Annotated in this window: 13 protein-coding genes and 1 riboswitch; of the genes, 5 read left to right on the top strand and 8 right to left on the bottom strand. The window is 66.9% G+C overall.

Translation table 11 applies throughout. The features are described 5' to 3' along the window. Nucleotide 1 precedes the first annotated feature (1 nt). The 6 genes from JMF82_RS16785 to JMF82_RS16760 all read right to left on the bottom strand — a co-directional run bounded on the left by JMF82_RS16785 (nucleotide 2) and on the right by JMF82_RS16760 (nucleotide 8,559). On the bottom strand, nucleotides 2-880 hold the full coding sequence (locus JMF82_RS16785; RefSeq protein WP_236585529.1) for a CheR family methyltransferase: 879 nt from the start codon (nucleotides 878-880) through the stop codon (nucleotides 2-4). Next, entirely contained in the window at nucleotides 865-4,473 is a 3,609-nt protein-coding gene (locus JMF82_RS16780; RefSeq protein ID WP_236585528.1) for a response regulator, read from the bottom strand. The genes JMF82_RS16785 and JMF82_RS16780 overlap by 16 nt, the downstream gene beginning before the upstream one ends. 132 nt (nucleotides 4,474-4,605) lie before the next feature. After that, nucleotides 4,606-5,523 (bottom strand): type II CAAX endopeptidase family protein, encoded by a 918-nt coding sequence (locus tag JMF82_RS16775; RefSeq protein WP_201315697.1) that lies wholly within the window; start codon nucleotides 5,521-5,523, stop codon nucleotides 4,606-4,608. A 126-nt stretch (nucleotides 5,524-5,649) separates the two neighbouring features. Further along, nucleotides 5,650-7,251: a peptide chain release factor 3 gene (locus JMF82_RS16770; protein WP_201315696.1), complete on the bottom strand. Its 1,602-nt coding sequence runs from the start codon at nucleotides 7,249-7,251 to the stop codon at nucleotides 5,650-5,652. Between the two features lie 207 nt (nucleotides 7,252-7,458). Next, nucleotides 7,459-8,121, bottom strand: a complete 663-nt coding sequence (locus tag JMF82_RS16765) for a M24 family metallopeptidase (protein ID WP_201315695.1) — start codon at nucleotides 8,119-8,121, stop codon at nucleotides 7,459-7,461. A gap of 81 nt (nucleotides 8,122-8,202) precedes the next feature. Further along, entirely contained in the window at nucleotides 8,203-8,559 is a 357-nt protein-coding gene (locus tag JMF82_RS16760; protein WP_255560166.1) for a DUF1304 domain-containing protein, read from the bottom strand. A 213-nt stretch (nucleotides 8,560-8,772) separates the two neighbouring features. Here JMF82_RS16760 and JMF82_RS16755 point away from each other — a divergent pair, with 213 nt between their 5' ends. From JMF82_RS16755 to JMF82_RS16740, 4 genes are all read left to right on the top strand, one after another. Then, complete coding sequence (locus tag JMF82_RS16755; RefSeq protein WP_201315694.1) at nucleotides 8,773-9,564, top strand: hypothetical protein; 792 nt, start codon at nucleotides 8,773-8,775, stop codon at nucleotides 9,562-9,564. A gap of 150 nt (nucleotides 9,565-9,714) precedes the next feature. Beyond that, nucleotides 9,715-9,830: riboswitch (SAM riboswitch) on the top strand. Nucleotides 9,831-9,918: 88 nt separating this feature from the next. Further along, complete coding sequence (locus tag JMF82_RS16750) at nucleotides 9,919-10,947, top strand: homoserine O-succinyltransferase (protein ID WP_201315693.1); 1,029 nt, start codon at nucleotides 9,919-9,921, stop codon at nucleotides 10,945-10,947. Nucleotides 10,948-10,984: 37 nt separating this feature from the next. Further along, the gene (gene metB, locus JMF82_RS16745) at nucleotides 10,985-12,193 is read left to right on the top strand and encodes a cystathionine gamma-synthase (RefSeq protein ID WP_201315692.1); all 1,209 of its coding nucleotides are present in this window, start codon (nucleotides 10,985-10,987) and stop codon (nucleotides 12,191-12,193) included. Next, nucleotides 12,190-13,275: a homoserine dehydrogenase gene (locus JMF82_RS16740; RefSeq protein ID WP_201315691.1), complete on the top strand. Its 1,086-nt coding sequence runs from the start codon at nucleotides 12,190-12,192 to the stop codon at nucleotides 13,273-13,275. Before metB ends, JMF82_RS16740 begins: the two co-directional genes overlap by 4 nt. A 155-nt stretch (nucleotides 13,276-13,430) precedes the next feature. On the opposite strand, the gene JMF82_RS16735 is transcribed toward JMF82_RS16740, so the two are convergent. Then, on the bottom strand, nucleotides 13,431-15,038 hold the full coding sequence (locus tag JMF82_RS16735) for an APC family permease (protein ID WP_201315690.1): 1,608 nt from the start codon (nucleotides 15,036-15,038) through the stop codon (nucleotides 13,431-13,433). Nucleotides 15,039-15,856: 818 nt separating this feature from the next. Continuing rightward, nucleotides 15,857-17,239, bottom strand: a complete 1,383-nt coding sequence (locus JMF82_RS16730) for an L-serine ammonia-lyase (RefSeq protein WP_201315689.1) — start codon at nucleotides 17,237-17,239, stop codon at nucleotides 15,857-15,859. A gap of 327 nt (nucleotides 17,240-17,566) precedes the next feature. Here JMF82_RS16730 and JMF82_RS22060 point away from each other — a divergent pair. Next, on the top strand, nucleotides 17,567-18,126 hold a 560-nt coding region (locus JMF82_RS22060), incomplete at its 3' end, for a Plug domain-containing protein (protein WP_236585527.1).

Here is an 18,126-nt window from a genome sequence, read left to right as displayed (position 1 = left end):
CTCAGCCCGCACCCAGGCGCGGGCCCAGGCGATAGATGCGCAGGGCCGCATTGACGGGAGTGAAGTCGATGGCCGACGGCGCGAAATCCAGGCTCTCGCGCGTGCCCAGGCACAGGAAGCCGCCACGCACGAGACTGTCCCGGAACAAGGCCAGCGTGCGGTCCTGCAGCGGGTCGGAGAAGTAGATCAGCACGTTGCGGCACAACACCAGGTGGGCTTCGCAGAACACCTCGTCGGTGACCAGGTTGTGGTTGGCGAAGATCACGTGCCGGCGCAGGCGCTGGTCGAGCTTGATCAGCTCATAGCGCGCGCTGTAGTAGTCGGCCAGCGACTGGCTGCCGCCGGCGGCGAGGTAGTTGCGCGACCACAGTTGCGCCTCCTTGGCCGGGTAGATGCCCTCCTGGGCGTGGCGCAGAGCGTTCTCGTTGAAGTCGGTCGCGTAAATCTGGCTGCGCCCGTACAGGCCGGCCTCTTCCAGCAGGATGGCGAGCGAATAGACTTCCTGCCCATGCGCGCAACCGGCCTGCCAGATGTTGATCTGCGGATAGGAGGCCAGCACGGGAAACACGTGCTCGCGCAGGGCACGAAACACCTCGGGGTCGCGAAACATTTCCGACACCGGCACCGACAATCCTTCCAGCACCGAGGGCAGGAAGGCCGGCTCATGCAGCAGGCGCGTGGTGAGGTCGCTCACCGTGTGGACCTGCTGCGACTGCACCAGCTGCAGGACGCGTCGCTTGAGGGATGCGGGCGCGTACTGGCTGAAGTCGTAGCCGTGCCGCAGCTTGAGCGCGCGCACGAACAGCTCGACCTCGATGTCCTGGAGGTCGGCGTCCGCGAGCGGCGCTGCGCTGCCGGGCTCCTTCATCGGTGCAGCCACACGTGCATCATCGACGAGAGCTTGTCGATGTCGATCGGCTTGGAAAGGTAGTCGTTGGCGCCGGCCTCGAGGCAATTCTCGCGATCGCCGCGCATGGCCTTGGCGGTCAGCGCGATGATCGGCAGTCGCGCGAACCTGGGCTGCGCGCGGATTTCCCGGATGGTGTCGTAGCCATCCATCACCGGCATCATCACGTCCATCAGCACCAGCTCGATGCCGTCGTGGTCGGCCAATGCCTTGAGCGCTTTCAGCCCGTCCTGCGCCATGGTCACGTGCATGCCCCAGCCGCGCAGCACCTTGGACAGGGCGAACAGGTTGCGCATGTCGTCATCCACCAGCAGCACCTTGCGATCGCGCAGCTGGCTGGCGTCCGGCATGGGTTGCGCCGTGGCCGACGGCGAAGCGGCGCGATGTTGCCGCCCGCCCTGGATGCTGTGCAGGAACAGGCTCACTTCATCCATCAGGCGTTCCGGCGAGCGCGCGCCCTTGATCACGATGCTGTCGGTGTACTGGCGCAGCTTGAGGCTTTCCTCGCGACTGAGTTCGCGTCCGGAGTAGATGACCACCGGGGGAATCCGGCCGCTGGCGGACAACTGCTCCAGGAACTCGATGCCCGACATGCCGGGCAGGCCGAGGTCAAGCACGATGCAGTCGTATGGCGTGCCGCCGAGCTGCTTGAGCGCGTCTTCGGCGCTGCCGGCCTCGTCGATGGCGATGTTGTCCTGGCGCAGCAGCGTGCGCAGCGCGGTGCGCGAATCGGCATCGTCGTCGACGATCAGCAGATGCCGCGCATGGCCTTCGGCGAAATGCAGCAGGCGCTCGAACGCGGAGCCGATGGCTTCGCGGCTCACCGGCTTGGTGAGGAAACCGACGGCGCCCAGATCGCGGCCGCGACTGGCCTCGTCGACTGCCGAGATGAAATGCACGGGAACGTGGCGCGTGGCGTGGTTCTCTTTCAGGCGTTCGATCACCGTCCAGCCATCCATGCCCGGCAGCATCACATCGAGCAGGATGCCGGTGGGCACGTGCCGGGCGGCCAACTGCAGGCCCGATTCGCCATCCATCGCAACGAGCACGCGATAACCCTTGCGACGCACCATGTCGGCGAGTATGCGGGCGAATACCGGATCGTCTTCGACGACGAGGATGACGGTGTCGCCCGCGGCGATGCTCTCGCGATCGTCCTCGACCGCCTCCGGCAGCAATGCGGAGGTGGTGGCGGGCCGTGGGACGGCGGGTGCCGGCGCGGGCGTCGATGCCGGCGCGACGTCGTTCGTGGACGGGCCCTTGAGCGGCAGCAGGATGGTGAACGTGCTGCCATGGCCGACGTCGCTCTCCAGCACGATATCGCCGCCGAGCAGCTCGGCGATGCGCTTGGAAATGGTCAGGCCCAGGCCGGTGCCACCGTACTGGCGGCTGGTGCTGGCATCCACCTGCTCGAAGGCATGGAAGATCTTCTGCACCTTGTCCTGAGGAATGCCGATGCCGCTGTCGCTGACGGCGATGGCGATCAGATCCTTGCCCAGCAGCGTTTCAGGCAGCGGCATGGCGGGCGTGGGACGGGCGATGCGTACGTTCACCGCGCCCTGGTGGGTGAACTTAAACGCATTGCCGATGAGGTTGTTCGCCACCTGTTCGAGCTTGGGGGCATCGGTGCAGATGACCGGCGGCAGCGAAGGATCGATGTCGACGTGGAAGCCGAGCTGCTTGTCCTGCGCCACATGGTTGAAGGTTCGGCGCAGGGCGCGTTCGAGGTCGGTCAGCGGGAAGTCTTCGAGCACGACCTCCATCTTGCCGGCTTCCACCTTGGAAAGATCCAGGATGTCGTTGATGAGCCGCAGCAGGTTGCTGCCGGAGTCGTGGATGATGCGCGCCGACTCCACCTGGTCGGCATCGAGGTTGCCTTCGCGATTGTCGGAGAGGCTGCGAGAAAGGATCAGCAGGCTGTTGAGCGGCGTGCGCAGCTCGTGCGACATGTTGGCGAGGAATTCGGACTTGTACTGGCTGGCGCGCGCGAGTTCCTCGGCCTTTTCCTGCGTTTCGCGCTGCAGGGCCTCGAGGATCTGCTTCTGGCTGTTGAGCGTTTCGGTCTTCTGGCGAAGCTCTTCGTTGGATGCCTGGAGCTCCTCGGCCTGCACGCGCAGTTCTTCCTCCGAGGCGAGCAGGCGTTGCGATTGCTCCTGCAGCTCGTGGGTCTTGGCGCTGAGTTCCTCGTTGGTGGCCTGCAGGTCTTCCTGCTGCCGGCGCAAGGTCTCCTCGGAGGCGCGCAGTTCGTCCGCCTGTTCGCTGGTGCGCTTGAGCAGCTCCTGCGTGCGCAGTGCGCGCCCCAGGTTCTCCAGCGACAACGCGGCGATCGGCAGCAGCTCGTCCAACAGCCGCAGCTGGCTCTCGGTGAAATGCTGGAAGCTGCCGATCTCAAGGATGCCCAGCAGCTTGTCGCGCACCAGCAGCGGCATCACCGTGATCGAGCGCGGCGTTGCCTCGCCCGTGCCGGAGTGGATGCGCAGGTAATCCTCGGGCACTTCCCGCAGGACGATCGCTTTGCGCTCGATCGCGCATTGGCCCACCAGGCCCTCGCCGAGGGCGAATTCGGGGCTGGGGTGGCGACTTTCCTGGTAGCCATAGCTGCCCAGCAGGCGCAGATGATCGTGTTCCTCGTCGTACAGGTAGAACACACCCACGCCGGCCTGCAGCAACGGCACCAGCGTGCCGGTGAGGCGATCGCCGAATTCACGCTGGTCGCCCACCGTCTGGAGATCGCCGGCGATCCGGGAAACATGCGTCTTTACCCAGGTCTGCTCGCTGGTTTCGATCGCCATCTGCTTGAACACGTGCAGCGCGCGCGCGATCTCGCCGATTTCGTCGCGGCGCTCGATCTGGCGAATCTCCACGGTGTGGTCGTGGTTGGCCAGGCGCGTCATCAGGTCGGTCATGCGCCGGATCGGGCGGGTGATGAGGCGAAAGGTCATGCGGATGACCGAGGCGCCCAGCAACAGGCAGAGCAGGGTGGTCAGGCCGGTGACCAGCTGCACGAAGCGCAAGTCCTGCCGCTGCGCCTCCTCGCGCTGGTCGAGCAGGGACTGTTCCGTCACGTTCATCTGCCTGATCAGGTCGAGCAGATCGTCCATGGACACCGCGAGCTGGCCCAGGTAGGTGCTATGGATGCGTTCCCGCTCCACGGCGGCCGCAACGGGCTCGGTGTTTTTCACGTTGCGGATCGCCTCGAGGCCCTTGGCCGTGATCTCCTGTTGCCATTTCACGCTGAGCGTCTGCAGCTGGTCGATGCGCGACTGCTGCAGGGCGTTGTCTTCGGTGAGGCGGCGGAGCTCGGCGATATTCGCCTCGGTCTCGCGGTTGAGCCGATGGAACGCGTCCAGTTGGGCAGGATCGCGGGTCAGTACGTAGGTCCGCGCGGACAGTTGGCCGCGTAGCAGCGACTCCGTCAGGTCATCCAGTTTCAACTGGACGTCGTAGCTGTGCCTGACCCAATGCCAGCTCGTGGTTTGCCGACCTACCGACTGCAGGGTCACCATGCCGGAGATGACGAACAGCAGCAGCAAGGTGCCGATCGCCATCAGGATCTTGTATTGCATCGGTTGGTGCGCGAGCCAGGAGTACCTGCTCCGGGCAGCGGGCGTGCGTGTCTGGTTCATCGGGATCTTCGTGGTGCCGACCGGGCGGTTTCGGGGAGGGTAGCCATCCGTTTGTGAAGGCGAGAGCAGCTTTCAGTGCATGGCGTCGCCGCGCCGGCGCCATGCAGGCGGCACGATCGTGCCGCGGCGCACCGCGATGATCAGCAGCAGCGCCGAGCAGCACGAGCAGACGAGCAGCGCCACCACCGAGGCTTCCGCGCCGAACACGCCGCCGCTCAGCCAGTCGGGGCCGCTGCGGCTGGAACTCAGCCAGCCCTGGGCGTTGGTGCCCGAGACCGGGATGCCGAACACGGTGCCCTGCATGATGTTCCACGCCGCGTGCATGCCGATGCACGGCCATAGCGAACGCGTGACGTGATAGAGCAGGCCAAGCAGCACCCCGGCCTCGATGGCGATGGCCAGCGAACTCCACAGCGTGGCGCCTTGATTGAAGATGTGCGCCGCGCCAAAGAACAGCGCGGAAATGGCCAGTGCCCACCAGGTGCCCAGGCCTTCCTCCACGATGCGGAACAGCACGCCGCGCGTGATGATCTCTTCGCCGACACCGGCGGCGAGCCCCACGCTCAACACCGCCGGCAGCCAGTCCACGTCGGGATTCGTGCCGGTCACGTGATAGCTGCCGGCGAGCCACAGCACCAGCACGACGGTGCCGAACAGCACGGCGCCCAGCAACAGGCCCGCCGGGCCGAGCGTGGCCAGGTCGCGCAGGGCGAACTCGCGCATGGGGCGGCGCTCCACCGCTTTCACCAGGATCGCGTAGCTGACGACAGTGGAAAACAGCTGTACCGCCAGGTTGCCCCAGGCATGCGTGAGGCGCGTGGTGCCGGGCGCGAAAAAGCCCAGAGCGGCCGCCGCGGCCGAACTCAGCTTGAACAGGATCAGGAACAGCGCGACGAAGAAGACGATACGCGCGATGGGCGAAAACACCATCCATCGCTGCCACGGCGTGGCGGAAACGGGCGTGGCGAAGGCGACCTGGCTGGCTGGCATGCGCTGTGACTCCCCTGGGATGGTGGGGAGGTTACCAGTTCGGATCGCCGGATCCCGGGCGGGTGCCACAAGAAGCGGTACATCGTCATCCCGGTGCAAGCCTGGGTGACGATGTATCGGGCAGGCTTACAGGTCGACCGAGGTGGCGTGCTCGCGCGTGGCCGAGAAGCGCACGGCCGGCGAGCGTTCCTGCGCCAGTTGCAGGTTCACGCGCGAGGGTGCGAGATAGACCAGTTCGCCCGCCGCGTCGATGGCGAGGTTGTTGGCGTTTTTCTCGCGGAATTCCTCGAGCTTCCTGGCGTCGTCGCAGTGGATCCAGCGCGCGGTCGCCACGGTGACCGGCTCGAAGGTGGCGTCCACGCCGTATTCGTCCTTGAGGCGATAGGCCACCACGTCGAACTGCAGCATGCCCACCGCGCCGAGGATCAGGTCGTTGCTCATCAGCGGGCGGAAGAACTGCGTGGCACCTTCCTCCGATAGCTGCGCCAGGCCCTTCTGCAGCGCCTTCATCTTCAGCGGATCGCGCAGGCGCGCGCGGCGGAACAGTTCCGGCGCGAAGTTGGGGATGCCGGTGAAGCTGACCATCTCGCCTTCGGTGAAGGTGTCGCCGATGCCGATGGTGCCGTGGTTGTGCAGGCCGATCACGTCGCCGGGATAGGCGTTTTCCACGATCTCGCGGTCGCTCGCCATGAAGGTGAGCGCGTTGGCGATGCGCACGTCCTTGCCGGTGCGCGTCTGCATCATCTTCATGCCGGCGCTGTAGGTGCCCGAGCAGACGCGCATGAAGGCGATGCGGTCGCGGTGCGCCGGGTCCATGTTCGCCTGGATCTTGAACACGAAGCCGGTGAGGGCCTCTTCTTCCGGCTTCACGTCACGCGAGAGCGTGGCGCGCGAGCGCGGCGAGGGTGCGTGCTCGACAAAGAAGTCCAGCAGCAGCTGCACGCCGAAGTTGTTCACGGCCGAGCCGAAGAACACAGGCGTGAGCTTGCCGGCGAGGTACTGCTCCACGTCGAATGGATGCGAGGCGCCCTGCACCAGCTCCAGCTCGTCGCGCAGCTCGGCCAGCGCCTCGGCACCGATCATCTCGGCCAGGCCCGGCGCATCGAGGCCCTTGAAGATGGTCGAATCCTGGCGCGTGAAATTCTTGCCCTGCTCGAACACGTGCACTTCGTCGAGCAGCAGGTGGTACACGCCCTTGAGGCGCTTGCCCATGCCGATCGGCCAGGTCAGCGGCGCACAGGCGATGCCCAGCACCGATTCCACCTCGTCCAGCAGCTCGATCGGCGAACGGCCCTCGCGGTCGAGCTTGTTGATGAAGGTCATGATCGGCGTGTCGCGCAGGCGGCACACCTCCATCAGCTTGATGGTGCGTTCCTCCACGCCCTTGGCGCAGTCGATCACCATCAGCGCCGAGTCCACCGCGGTGAGCACGCGGTAGGTGTCCTCGGAGAAGTCCGCGTGGCCCGGGGTGTCCAGCAGGTTGACGATGCGGCCCTCGTAGGGGAACTGCATCACCGAGGAGGTCACCGAGATGCCGCGCTCCTTTTCCAGCGCCATCCAGTCGGAGGTGGCGTGGCGGGCCGCCTTGCGGCCCTTCACCGAGCCGGCCATCTGGATCGCGCCGCCGAACAGCAGCAGCTTTTCGGTCAGCGTGGTCTTGCCCGCGTCGGGATGGCTGACGATGGCGAAGGTGCGGCGGCGGCGGGTTTCGGCGAGATGCGGGGACATGACGGTATCTGGGTTCGCGAACCCGCCATTGTACCAAGGGTAGGGGAGGGGTGCCGGGCCGCCCCGCCCGTTGTGGGAGCGCACCCTGTGCGGGACCGCGGCGGCCGGGCTGCCTGGTCAAACGGTCGTCGCGATGCGGAAACGCCTCGCCCCATGGCCCCGCGGGCCCGTCGCGCACAGGGTGCGCTCCCACAGCGGGATGAGGGATCAGGCCGTCAGCAGGTCTTCGTAAAACGCCCCATACGGCTCGGTCGGATGGGCGATCTGGATCTCCAGGATCCACAGGCCGCTGGATGGCCGTTCACCGAGTTCGCCCAGGTCGCCGGCCTTGTGCACCGCATGCGGGAAATCGCTGACGCGATGACCCTTGATCTCGTGGTTGAGCCGCCAGCCCATGGCCTCGGCCTGCTGCTCGGCGAAGGCATACAGCGCCTCGCCGCTGAGGCCGCGCGTGTGCCAGGCCTCGGCCACGAGATGGAACAGCTGGCGCGCCCCCTCGGCGCAGGCCTGCTGCTGCGGGGCGTGGCCGGTCACGAAGGTGTCGCCCACGTCGCCCTCGTGGCCGGCGAACACCAGCCCGAGGTCGATGAAGTAGATGTCGTTCTCGCCGAGCCGTATCCCGGGTTCGGAGCGCTCGCGGTAGGTCTTGGTGGTGTTCGGCCCGATGCGGATGATCACCGGGTGCCACAGCCGCTCCATGCCCAAGTCGCGGAACACCTCCAGCGCCATGGCCCTGGCCTCCTCTTCGCCGATGCCCGGCTGCATGCGCGCACGGATGCCCTGCAGCGCAGCCCAGCTGCGTTCGCGGGCGTGCTGCATCCGCTGCGGATCGAAGCGGTCGCCGACAGCTTCCTGGGGAGTGGTGGTCATGAGCGGGGTGAAGGGCCGGTGGAAGGGTGAAAGCTTGGCATGGCGCGGCGCGGATCGCAGGTGCCGCGCGTCATGCCGGCTTCAGGCCAGGAGCATCAGCACGATGCCGACGAGGGCCGGCAGCGCCTGGATCCACAGCACCTTGCGCGTGGCCGTCAGCCCGCCGAACACGCCAGCGACCAGGATGCAGCCCAGGAAGAACAGGATCACCGGGCGTCCGTTGGCGCCCTGCCACAGGCCCCAAAGCAGGCCGGCAGCCAGGAAGCCGTTGTAGAGGCCCTGGTTGGCGGCAAGCACTTTCGACTGTTGCGCGAATTCCTGGCTGAGGCCGAAGGCGCGTCGGCCCGACGGGCGGGTCCACAGGAACATCTCCAGCACCAGGAACCACACGTGGAGCAGGGCGATCAGGGCGACGACGAAGGAAGCAAGCAGGGACATGGGTCTGAAGGCGGCGGAATGAGGCGCGAAGTGTTGCAGCCTGGAGCGGGCGCGGCAAACCCGGGCGCTAACACTTCCGGCCAATGGCCCGGCTCCGTGGCGCGGCGTAGGTTCGCGTGGCTGGGTTCAAGGGAATCGCGCCCAAGGGACAGCGACGTCGCTCCACGGGCCATGGGCATCACCCGGCCAATCCAACTCCGGGGAGTCACCATCATGAACAAGCCACTGTGTGCAGGGTTGTGCCTGCTCTTGCTGTGCCCGATCGGCGCCATGGCCGAGGGACCGTTCGACGGCACCTGGAAAGTCGACATGAGCAAGGTGCAGATGCCCAAGAAGCCCGACGTGCTCGTGCTCAAGGACGGCATGTACGAATGCAGGACCTGCGTGCCGCCGATCAGCATCAAGGCCGACGGACAGGATCATCCGGTCGCCGGCCATCCGTACTTCGACGTCATGGCGGTGCAGGTCGTGGATGCCCGCACCGTGAAGGAAACCGACAAGAAGGGCGGCAAGGTGGTCGCCACTTCCACCACCACCGTGGCGCCCGAAGGCAAGAGTGCGCACGTCGAGTTCAGCGACAGCAGCAATTCGAATGGCGCGCCCGTCACCGGCAGCGCCGAGCTGAAACAGGTGGCGGCGGGCCCGGCGGGTTCGCATGCGCTTTCGGGCTCGTGGGTCACCGCCAGCATGGGCGAGATGTCCGACAACGCCACCGAGATCACCTTCAAGGAAGCAGGCGGCATGCTCAGCATGAGCTCACCGACCGGGCAGTCGTATCAGGCGAGGATGGATGGCACCGAGGCGCCGTACAAAGGCGACCCCGGCATCAATGCCGTGACGGTCAAGAAGGCCGGCAAGAACTCCATGGTCGAGACCGACAAGCGCGACGGCAAGGTGGTCGCCGTGCTCACCTCCACCGTGTCCGCCGATGGCAAGACCATGCATGTGCTGTTCGACGACAAGCTGCGCGATCGCACGATGACCTTCGAGGCCGTCAAGCAGTGACGCGATGCCGCGCCCGGGCCGCGCAAGGCCATGGCGCGGCAAGGTTTCACGCGAAACCGACGGACTCCGTCACAGAAAGGTCGATGGCTAGGTGCATAGACGTTTAGACGTCTATTGACACAAGGCAACGGCTGCCGTTAGATTCTCCTTCACTCATCGAGACCGGCTGAGGGACAGGCCCTTTGAAGCCGGGGCAACCTGCGGAACCTTCCGCAACGGTGCCAATTCCTGCGGCGGCGCCAAGGGCGCCAACCGCGAGATGAGGGCAGGACCGCACCGCCCGCGCATCCGCCGGCCGTGCGTCGGCTCTCCTCTCCGGTCCGCAGGTCGATGCCACGACCGGAGAAGATCGAGATGTCCAGCCAGCCGCAACCCGTCCCGCCCGCTGTGTCCGCCACTGTCGCGGCCGCCGGCGCCCTGCGGCCGGACCTCACCACCCAGCGCAGCACCCGCCGCGTCACGCTCACCCCCAAGTACGGCAGCGCGCCGCGCGAAGTGGACGTGCGCTACCTGTGGTGCGGCGCGCCCGATGCGCCCACAGTGATCGTGCAGGGCGGCATCTCGGCCAACCGCGACGTGGTGGCGCTGGACAGCGAGAGCGCCGCGGGCTGGTGGCAGGAGCAGGTGGGCGCCGGTCGCCCGGTCGACCTGGACCGCTACCGCGTGCTGTCGATCGACTGGATCACCCCGGCCGACCTCGACGGCGTGCAGGCCGTGTCCAGCGAGGACCAGGCCGACGCGCTGGCCGCACTGGTCGATGCGCTGGGCATCGGCCGCGTGCACGCCTTCATCGGTTCCTCCTATGGCGCCATGGCCGCGCTGGCCTTTGCTGCCCGCCACCCGTACGCGCTGGGCCGCCTGGTGCTGCTCGCCGGCGCGCATCGTCCGCACCCGCTGGCCACGGCGCAGCGCTCCGTGCAGCGCGGCATCGTGCGGCTGGGCCAGGATTGCGGCCAGCCCGAGCAGGCGCTGGCGCTGGCCCGCCAGCTGGCCATGACCACCTATCGCGGCAGCGAGGAGTTCGCCAAGCGCTTTGCCGCCGCGCCGGAGTTCCGCGAAGGCCGCTTCCATTTCCCGGTCGAGGATTACCTGGAGCACGCCGGTCGCCGCTTCGTCGAGCGCTTCGACGTGGAGCGCTTTCTCGCGCTGTCCGAATCCATCGACCTGCACGACGTGCAGCCCGAGCAGATCGCCGCGCCGTCCACGCTGATCGGCTTCCCGTCCGATCGCCTGGTGCCGCTGGCCGACCTGTGCGAGCTGCAGCGCCGCCTGCATGGCCCGGCCACGCTCGAAGTGGTCGAGTCGCCCTACGGCCACGATGCCTTCCTCAAGGAGACCGACCGCCTCGCGCCGCTGCTGCGCGAAGCGCTGGCCGGCTGTTGAACCCACATCGAATACGCATCACGCACGGAGATCCACCATGAGCGACACCCCCGCCCCCTGTACCCCGTCGGGCACGAATACCCGCGCCGTGCGCGCCGGCATCGAATCGGATACCCAGCACGGCGCCGTGGTGCCGCCGCTGCATCTGTCCACCAACTATGCCTTCGCCGGCTTCGGCAACAAGCGGGCCTACGACTACTCGCGCAGCGGCAACCCCACGCGTGACCTGCTGGGCGAAGCGCTGGCCGAGCTGGAGCAGGGTGCAGGCGCGGTCGTGACGGCCAGCGGCATGGCCGCGGTGGCGTTGGCGCTGGAGCTGGTGCCGGCCGGTTCGCTGGTGCTGGCCGCGCATGACTGCTACGGCGGCACGTGGCGCCTGCTCGATGCGTGGGCGAAGAAGGGCCGCTTCCAGGTGCGCTTCGTCGATCTCACCAACAGCCATGCGTTGGCCGAAGGCCTGGCGTTGAAGCCCTCGCTGGTGTGGGTGGAAACGCCGTCCAACCCGCTGCTGCGCATTACCGACATCCGCCATGTGGCGCAGGCCGCGCACGCCGCCGGCGCCCTGCTGGTGGTGGACAACACCTTCCTCTCGCCCGCGTTGCAGCAACCGCTCACGCTGGGCGCCGATGTGGTGGTGCATTCGACCACCAAGTACATCAACGGCCACAGTGACGTGGTGGGCGGCGCCGTGGTGGCGCGCGACCCCGCGGTGGCCGAACAGCTGAAGTGGTGGGGCAACTGCAACGGCCTCACCGGCGCGCCGTTCGACAGCTTCCTCACCCTGCGTGGCCTGCGCACGCTGAGCGTGCGCCTGCGCCAGCACCAGGAAAACGCCACGCGCATCGCCGAACGCCTGGACGGCCATGCGGCTGTGCGCAAGGTCTACTTCCCGGGGCTGGAAAGCCATGCCGGCCATGCACTCGCCGCGCGCCAACAGCTGGGCTTCGGTGCGATGCTCAGCTTCGAGATCGAAGGCGATGTGCCGCACATCGAGGCCTTCGTCGATGGCTTGCGCTACTTCTCGCTCGCCGAATCGCTGGGCGGCGTGGAGAGCCTGGTGGCGCATCCGGCCACGATGACGCATGCGTCGATGGCGCCGGAGGCGCGCCGCGCGGCCGGCATCGCCGACAGCCTGCTGCGCCTGTCCGTGGGCATCGAGGATGGCGACGATCTGCTGCGCGATCTCGACGCCGCGCTTTCGCGCGCGCTTGCCGTGGGCGAAGGCAAACGCCGGGTGAGCGCATGAGCGCGGTGCTGGCGGCACAGGCCGCACCTGCATCGAAAGCGCAGGCGTCATCGTCCATCGCCGCGGTGCTGCTTGGCACCGGCGTGGTCGGCGGCGCCTTCCTCAAGCTGCTCAATACGCCGGCGGCGTCTTCGATCCGCCTGGTGGGCGCGGCCAATTCGCGCCGCCAGCAGACGCAGGCCGAACAGCTGGCCGATCGCGCGCTGCGCGAAAAGCTCAAGAGCCATGGCGACGTGCGCGACGATGCCGCGCTGCTGTCCGCGCTGGATGCGAACGACGCTTCGGTCAAGGTCATCATCGACGCCACCGCCTGTGGCGCGCTCGCCGCCCGTCATTCCGAATGGCTGGCGCGCGGCTATCACGTGGTGACGGCGAACAAGTCGCTGGCCGGCGGCGATCTGGCGGGCTGGCGCGCGCTTCAGGCGGCTCTCGCGCAGGGCGGACGCTACGGCGACTCCGCGACGGTGGGCGCGGGCTTGCCGGTCATCTCCACCTTGCGCCGCCTGCGCCATTGCGGCGACGCATTGCTCACGCTCGAAGGCGTGTTCTCCGGTTCGCTCTCCTACCTGTTCAACCAGTACGACGGCAGCCAGCCGTTCTCCGCGCTGTTGCGCCGTGCGCGCGAGCTGGGCTACACCGAGCCCGATCCGCGCTCGGATCTCTCGGGCGAAGACGTGGCGCGCAAGCTGCTGATCCTCGCGCGCTGTGCGGGCTTCGCCTTGCGCCCCGACGAAGTGGAAGTGGAAAGCCTGGTGCCGGAAAGCCTGCGTGGCGTGGATGTGGAAACCTTCCTCTCGCGCCTGGAAGAACTGGACGAACCGTTGGCGGCGCGTCATGCCGAGGCCAAGGCGCGCGGCGGCGCGTTGCGCTTCCTCGCACGCCTCAACCAGCGTGGCCGCGCCCGCGTGGGCCTGGTGGAGGTGCCGGCCAATCACCCGGCCACGCGCCTCTACGGCACCGACAACCAGTTCGCGCTCAGCACCACGCGGTACAACACGCAGCCGCTGGTGATCCAGGGGCCGGGCGCGGGGCCGGAAGTGACGGCGCAGGCGCTGTTGGGAGATGTGCTCGCGCTGGCGTGAGCGTGTCGCGGGATTTGTCGCGCGCAGGGTGCGCTCCCGCAACGGCCATGCAGATCTTTTGTGGGAGAGCGCACCCCGTGCGCGACTGCCCACCACCCATAAAAAAACGCGCGGCTTGCACCGCGCGTTTTTTCATATCCAGTGAAGCGTGCCGGTCAGTCGTGCACGTGTGGATTGGCTTCCGCCTCTTCCACCGACGGCGTGCGCCAGCCGGACTTCACGCCCCACACGTAGAACACCAGGCCGATGAGGGCCACCACGGCAAGGTCCACGCCGTAGCTCAGGTAGCCCTGGCCGCCGAACTCCGTGCTGCCCAGCCAGGACACCAGGGCCAGGGCGGGGAGGTAGAAGATCAACCACCAGGCACCCTTGAGCTGGCGACCGAAGTCATGCCAGTTGGCCCTGAGCTGGTAGAACAGGTACACCGGCAGCGCGACGACCATCAGCAGGATGATCTCGCCGGTCAGCGGCCAACGTGCCCAGTACAGCAGTTCCGTCGCCATGATGAAGGCGACCCCCGCGAGGATCGGCAAGCCGGGAATGCGCAGGGGACGGTGCAGGTTCGGCGCGGTGCGGCGCAGCGTCATCGCGCTCACCGGGCCGGTGAGGTACGAAATGATCGTCGCCACCGAGATCACCGCGGCGAGCGTGCCCCAGCCGCGGAACTTGAACAGGAACAGGTACGAGACGGCGAGGTTGAACCACATCGCCGGACGCGGCACGCCCCACTTCGGGTGGATGCGGCCGAGGATCTTCGGCATCGTGCCGTTGCGCTCCATGCCGTAGATCATGCGGGCGGTGGTCGCGGTGTAGGTCATGCCGGTGCCGCTGGGGCTGATGAAGGCGTCGACGTACAGCAGCATCGCCAGCCAGTGCAGGTTGACGATGATGGCGAGTTCGGCGAACGGCGAACGGAAATCGATGCCGTGCCAGCCGGCCTTGGCCAGCATCTCCGGCGGCACCGCGCCGAGGTAGGCCACCTGCAGGATCACGTAGACGACGGTGGCAAGCAGGATCGAGCCGATCACCGCGAACGGAATGCTCTTGCCCGGGTTGTGCGCTTCACCAGCGAGATTCACCGGACTCTGGAAGCCGTTGAAGCTGAAGACGATGCCGGCGGTCGCCACGGCGGTAAGCACGGCGGCGAAATCGATCGCGTGCGCGTCGCCATGCACGCCGACCGAGAAGTTCTCGGTGTGGAAGCCGCTGGCGATCAAGGCGAGGCCGGTGGCGGCCGGCACCACCAGCTTGAACACGGTGATGGCGGTGTTGGAGCGGGCGAACAGCTTCACGCTCCAGAAGTTCAGCAGGAAATAGATCAGCACCAGCACGGCCGCGATCATCAGGCCCGGCTCGGTTAGCTCGCCGTGGCCGTCGGGCATGTGCACGTAGAGGTTCTGCGCCCACTGCCACGGCCACGAGGCCATGTACTGCACCGAGGCTTCCGCTTCCACCGGGATCACCGAGACGATGGCGATCCAGTTGGCCCAGGCGCCGATGAAGCCCACCAGCGAACCGTGCGAATAGTGGCTGTAGCGCACCATGCCGCCCGACTCGGGGAACATGGCGCCGAGCTCCGCGTAGGTCAGCGCGATGGTCATGATGATCGCGGCGCCGAGCACCCACGCCCAGATGGCGCCGGGGCCGGCGAGACCGGCGGCGCGCCACGCGCCGAAGAGCCAGCCTGAGCCGATGATCGACCCCAGGCCGGTAAGCATGAGGGCGAACGGACCGACGTCGCGTCGGATCGAAGAATGAGACATGCAGGTCCCCAGGTCAGTGGAACGGGCCGCCTCCTGGGCGACATAAGGGACGGATCATGACAGACCGGTCAGGGCCCTGTCAGCCCGCCAGGAGTCACGGCCGATGCCGCGACGCAGCAGGTAGATGGTTGAATGGGTTGCGGAAAGTGGCGTGACACTTACTCCCTCTCCCCTCCGGGATGAGGGGTGGATGCTCGCGACAGGCTTCCCTACCCCTGTAGGAGCGCACCCAGTGCGCGACAGCCTTTCGCGCCTGTCTGCACGTTTGTTGCTCTTGTGAAAGCGGGCTATTGCCTTCAGTAGCTCCGCTACCGCGAGGATGCCGCTTACGCAGCGGGCGTTTCGACGTCCTGCCGGCGACGCGAAGCTAGTCCCGTGGGACCGCCGAGTCACTTTTCTTTTGCTGGCCCACGCACGCGCTCTTTGCGTGTGAACGGCGAAGCCAGCCCGAAGGGCGGAGGGCGGAACGCCCGGAGTCAAAGATCCCACGGGGACTAGCTTCGCGTCGAAAGTAACCCAAAGAAAATGGCCCCGAGAGCCAAGGCTCTTAGCAGTACGGGGATAGAAGCGTCGGACGACCGAGGCCAGCCGGGATGGGCTCGTTACTACCTCAAGCGAAGCGGCTACACCGCCACGCGTCGACGCGAAGAGGACTTAAAGCAACCCCGTTTACACCTCGGTCCTCCACTTCGCCCTCTCCCCGGAGGGGAGAGGGCCGGGGTGAGGGGCAATCTTGCGATATCGCGGTTCGGGCAGGGTGGCCTTGTCGCGAGCCCCTCATCCTGACCTTCTCCCGAAGGGGAGAGTGAAAGGTGCGGTCAGCACTCGATCACGTTCACCGCCAAGCCGCCGCGCGAGGTTTCCTTGTACTTGTCCTTCATGTCGCGGCCGGTGTCGCGCATGGTGGCGATCACCTTGTCCAGCGATACGCGGTGCTTGCCGTCGCTCTTGAGCGCCATGCGGCTGGCGTTGATGGCTTTCACTGAGCCCATCGCGTTGCGCTCGATGCAGGGAATCTGCACCAGGCCGCCGATCGGGTCGCAGGTGAGGCCCAGGTTGTGTTCCATGCCGATCTCGGCGGCATTCTCCACCTGCAGCACGTTGCCGCCGAGCGCGGCGGTGAGGCCGCCGGCAGCCATTGAGCAGGCCACGCCCACCTCGCCCTGGCAGCCCACCTCGGCGCCGGAAATCGAGGCGTTCTCCTTGTAGAGGATGCCGATCGCGCCGGCGGTGAGCAGGAAATCGATGATGCCGTTCTCGTCCGACTTCGGGCAGAAACGGTGGTAGTAGTGCAGCACCGCGGGCACGATGCCAGCCGCGCCATTGGTCGGCGCCGTCACCACGCGACCGCCCGCGGCATTTTCCTCGTTCACGGCGAGCGCGTAGAGGTTCACCCAGTCGAGGATGGTGAGCGGGTCTTTCAGCGAGGCCTCTGGCTGGTCGCGCAGGTCGGCCGCCATGGCCGGGGCGCGGCGCGTCACCTTGAGGCCGCCCGGCAGCACGCCCGGCGAACGCAGGCCACGGTTCACGCAATCCTGCATGGCCTTCCAGATGACGAGCAATCCGGCGCGCACGTCCGCTTCGCTGCGCCACACCTTTTCGTTCTCCATCATCAGCTGGGCGATGGACAGGTTGTGCTTCTGGCACAGCTCCAGCATCTGGTCGCCGGTGGAGAACGGATAGGGCAGCTCGGTGGTATCGGCCACGATGCGGTCTTCGGCCGCCTCGTCGTGGTTGACCACGAAGCCGCCGCCGACGGAGTAGTAGTCGCGCGTGGCCAGCTCATGGCCTTCGGCGTCATAGGCGGAGAAGCGCATGCCGTTGGTGTGGAACGGCAGCTTCTGGCGCTTGTTGAAGACGAGGTCGCGCTTCTCTTCGAACTCGATCTCATGCTTGCCCAGCACGCGCAGTCGATGCGTGGTGCGGATGCGCGAGAGCGTTTCCGGAATCTGGTCGGGATCGACCGTGTCCGGATGCGCGCCTTCAAAGCCAAGCAGCACGGCCTTGTCGGTGCCGTGGCCGCGACCGGTCATGGCCAGCGAGCCGTACAGCTCGGCGCGCACGCGCGTCACGCGATCGAGCACGCCTTTTTCTTCCAGCCAGCGCTCGGCAAAGCGCGCCGCGGCGCGCATCGGGCCGACGGTGTGCGAGGAAGAGGGACCAATGCCGATCTTGAACAGGTCGAATACGCTGACAGCCATGGAAACACGCGGTGTGGGCGGGGAGGACCGCACATTCTACGCGGCCCGCCGGATGTTGTTTGCCGCGCCGCAGCGATGCTTTCGGTGCGCGCGCGTATGGTGCGCCGCGGTTACGCCAATGCAATGCGATACATGCCTTCCCCCGTGCCGCGTGTCTTTGCTGCAGCACAACCGCGCCTGCGAGGCTTACGCCGATTCGGACGTCCATGCGTGCCATCGCATGGCCCGGCGCGCGAAAGAGAAAGGTATGAAAATACCATTGACAGCAAAATGGTATGTTGATAACACTGTGTGGGCGAGTACCTGACTCTCCGGGGGGAGAACGTGATGGAACTTCGTCGTACGCAGTTCAGCCGTCGCTGCATCTGTTCGGCCATCGCCGCCGTGTTGATGGGCCCGCTGTGCACCATGGCGCAATCACCGGAGGCCAGCGTGCCGGTGGCCTCGGCCCGTGCCGATGCCCCAGGCAGCGATGCCGCCGCGCAGGCCAACCAGGATGGGGCGCAAGGCTCATCGGCATCGGCCGCCGAAAAGTCGGCCCGGCAACTGGGCACCGTCATCGTCACCGCCAACAAGCGCAGCGAGCGCCTGCAGGACGTGCCGATGGGCGTATCGGTGATGGCAGGGCCGCAGCTGGAGCGCCAGAACGCGACCAGCTTCGCCGATTACGCCACGCAGATTCCCGGCCTCAATACCATCTCCACCGGCCAGGGCCAGACGCAGCTGGTGCTTCGTGGCGTGACCTCAGGCAGCGGACAGCCCAATGCGGCCGTCGGAACGTATGTCGATGACGCGCCGTATGGATCGAGTACGGTCTACGCGCTGGGCAGCCTGCTCACGCCCGACATCGATCCGTACGACCTGCAGCGCATCGAGGTGCTGCGTGG

The organism is Dyella sp. EPa41 (assembly GCF_016586165.1).
Classification (GTDB): domain Bacteria; phylum Pseudomonadota; class Gammaproteobacteria; order Xanthomonadales; family Rhodanobacteraceae; genus Dyella.
Note: the sequence above shows the minus strand (reverse complement) of the source record. Positions and strands in the feature narration are given on the sequence as shown.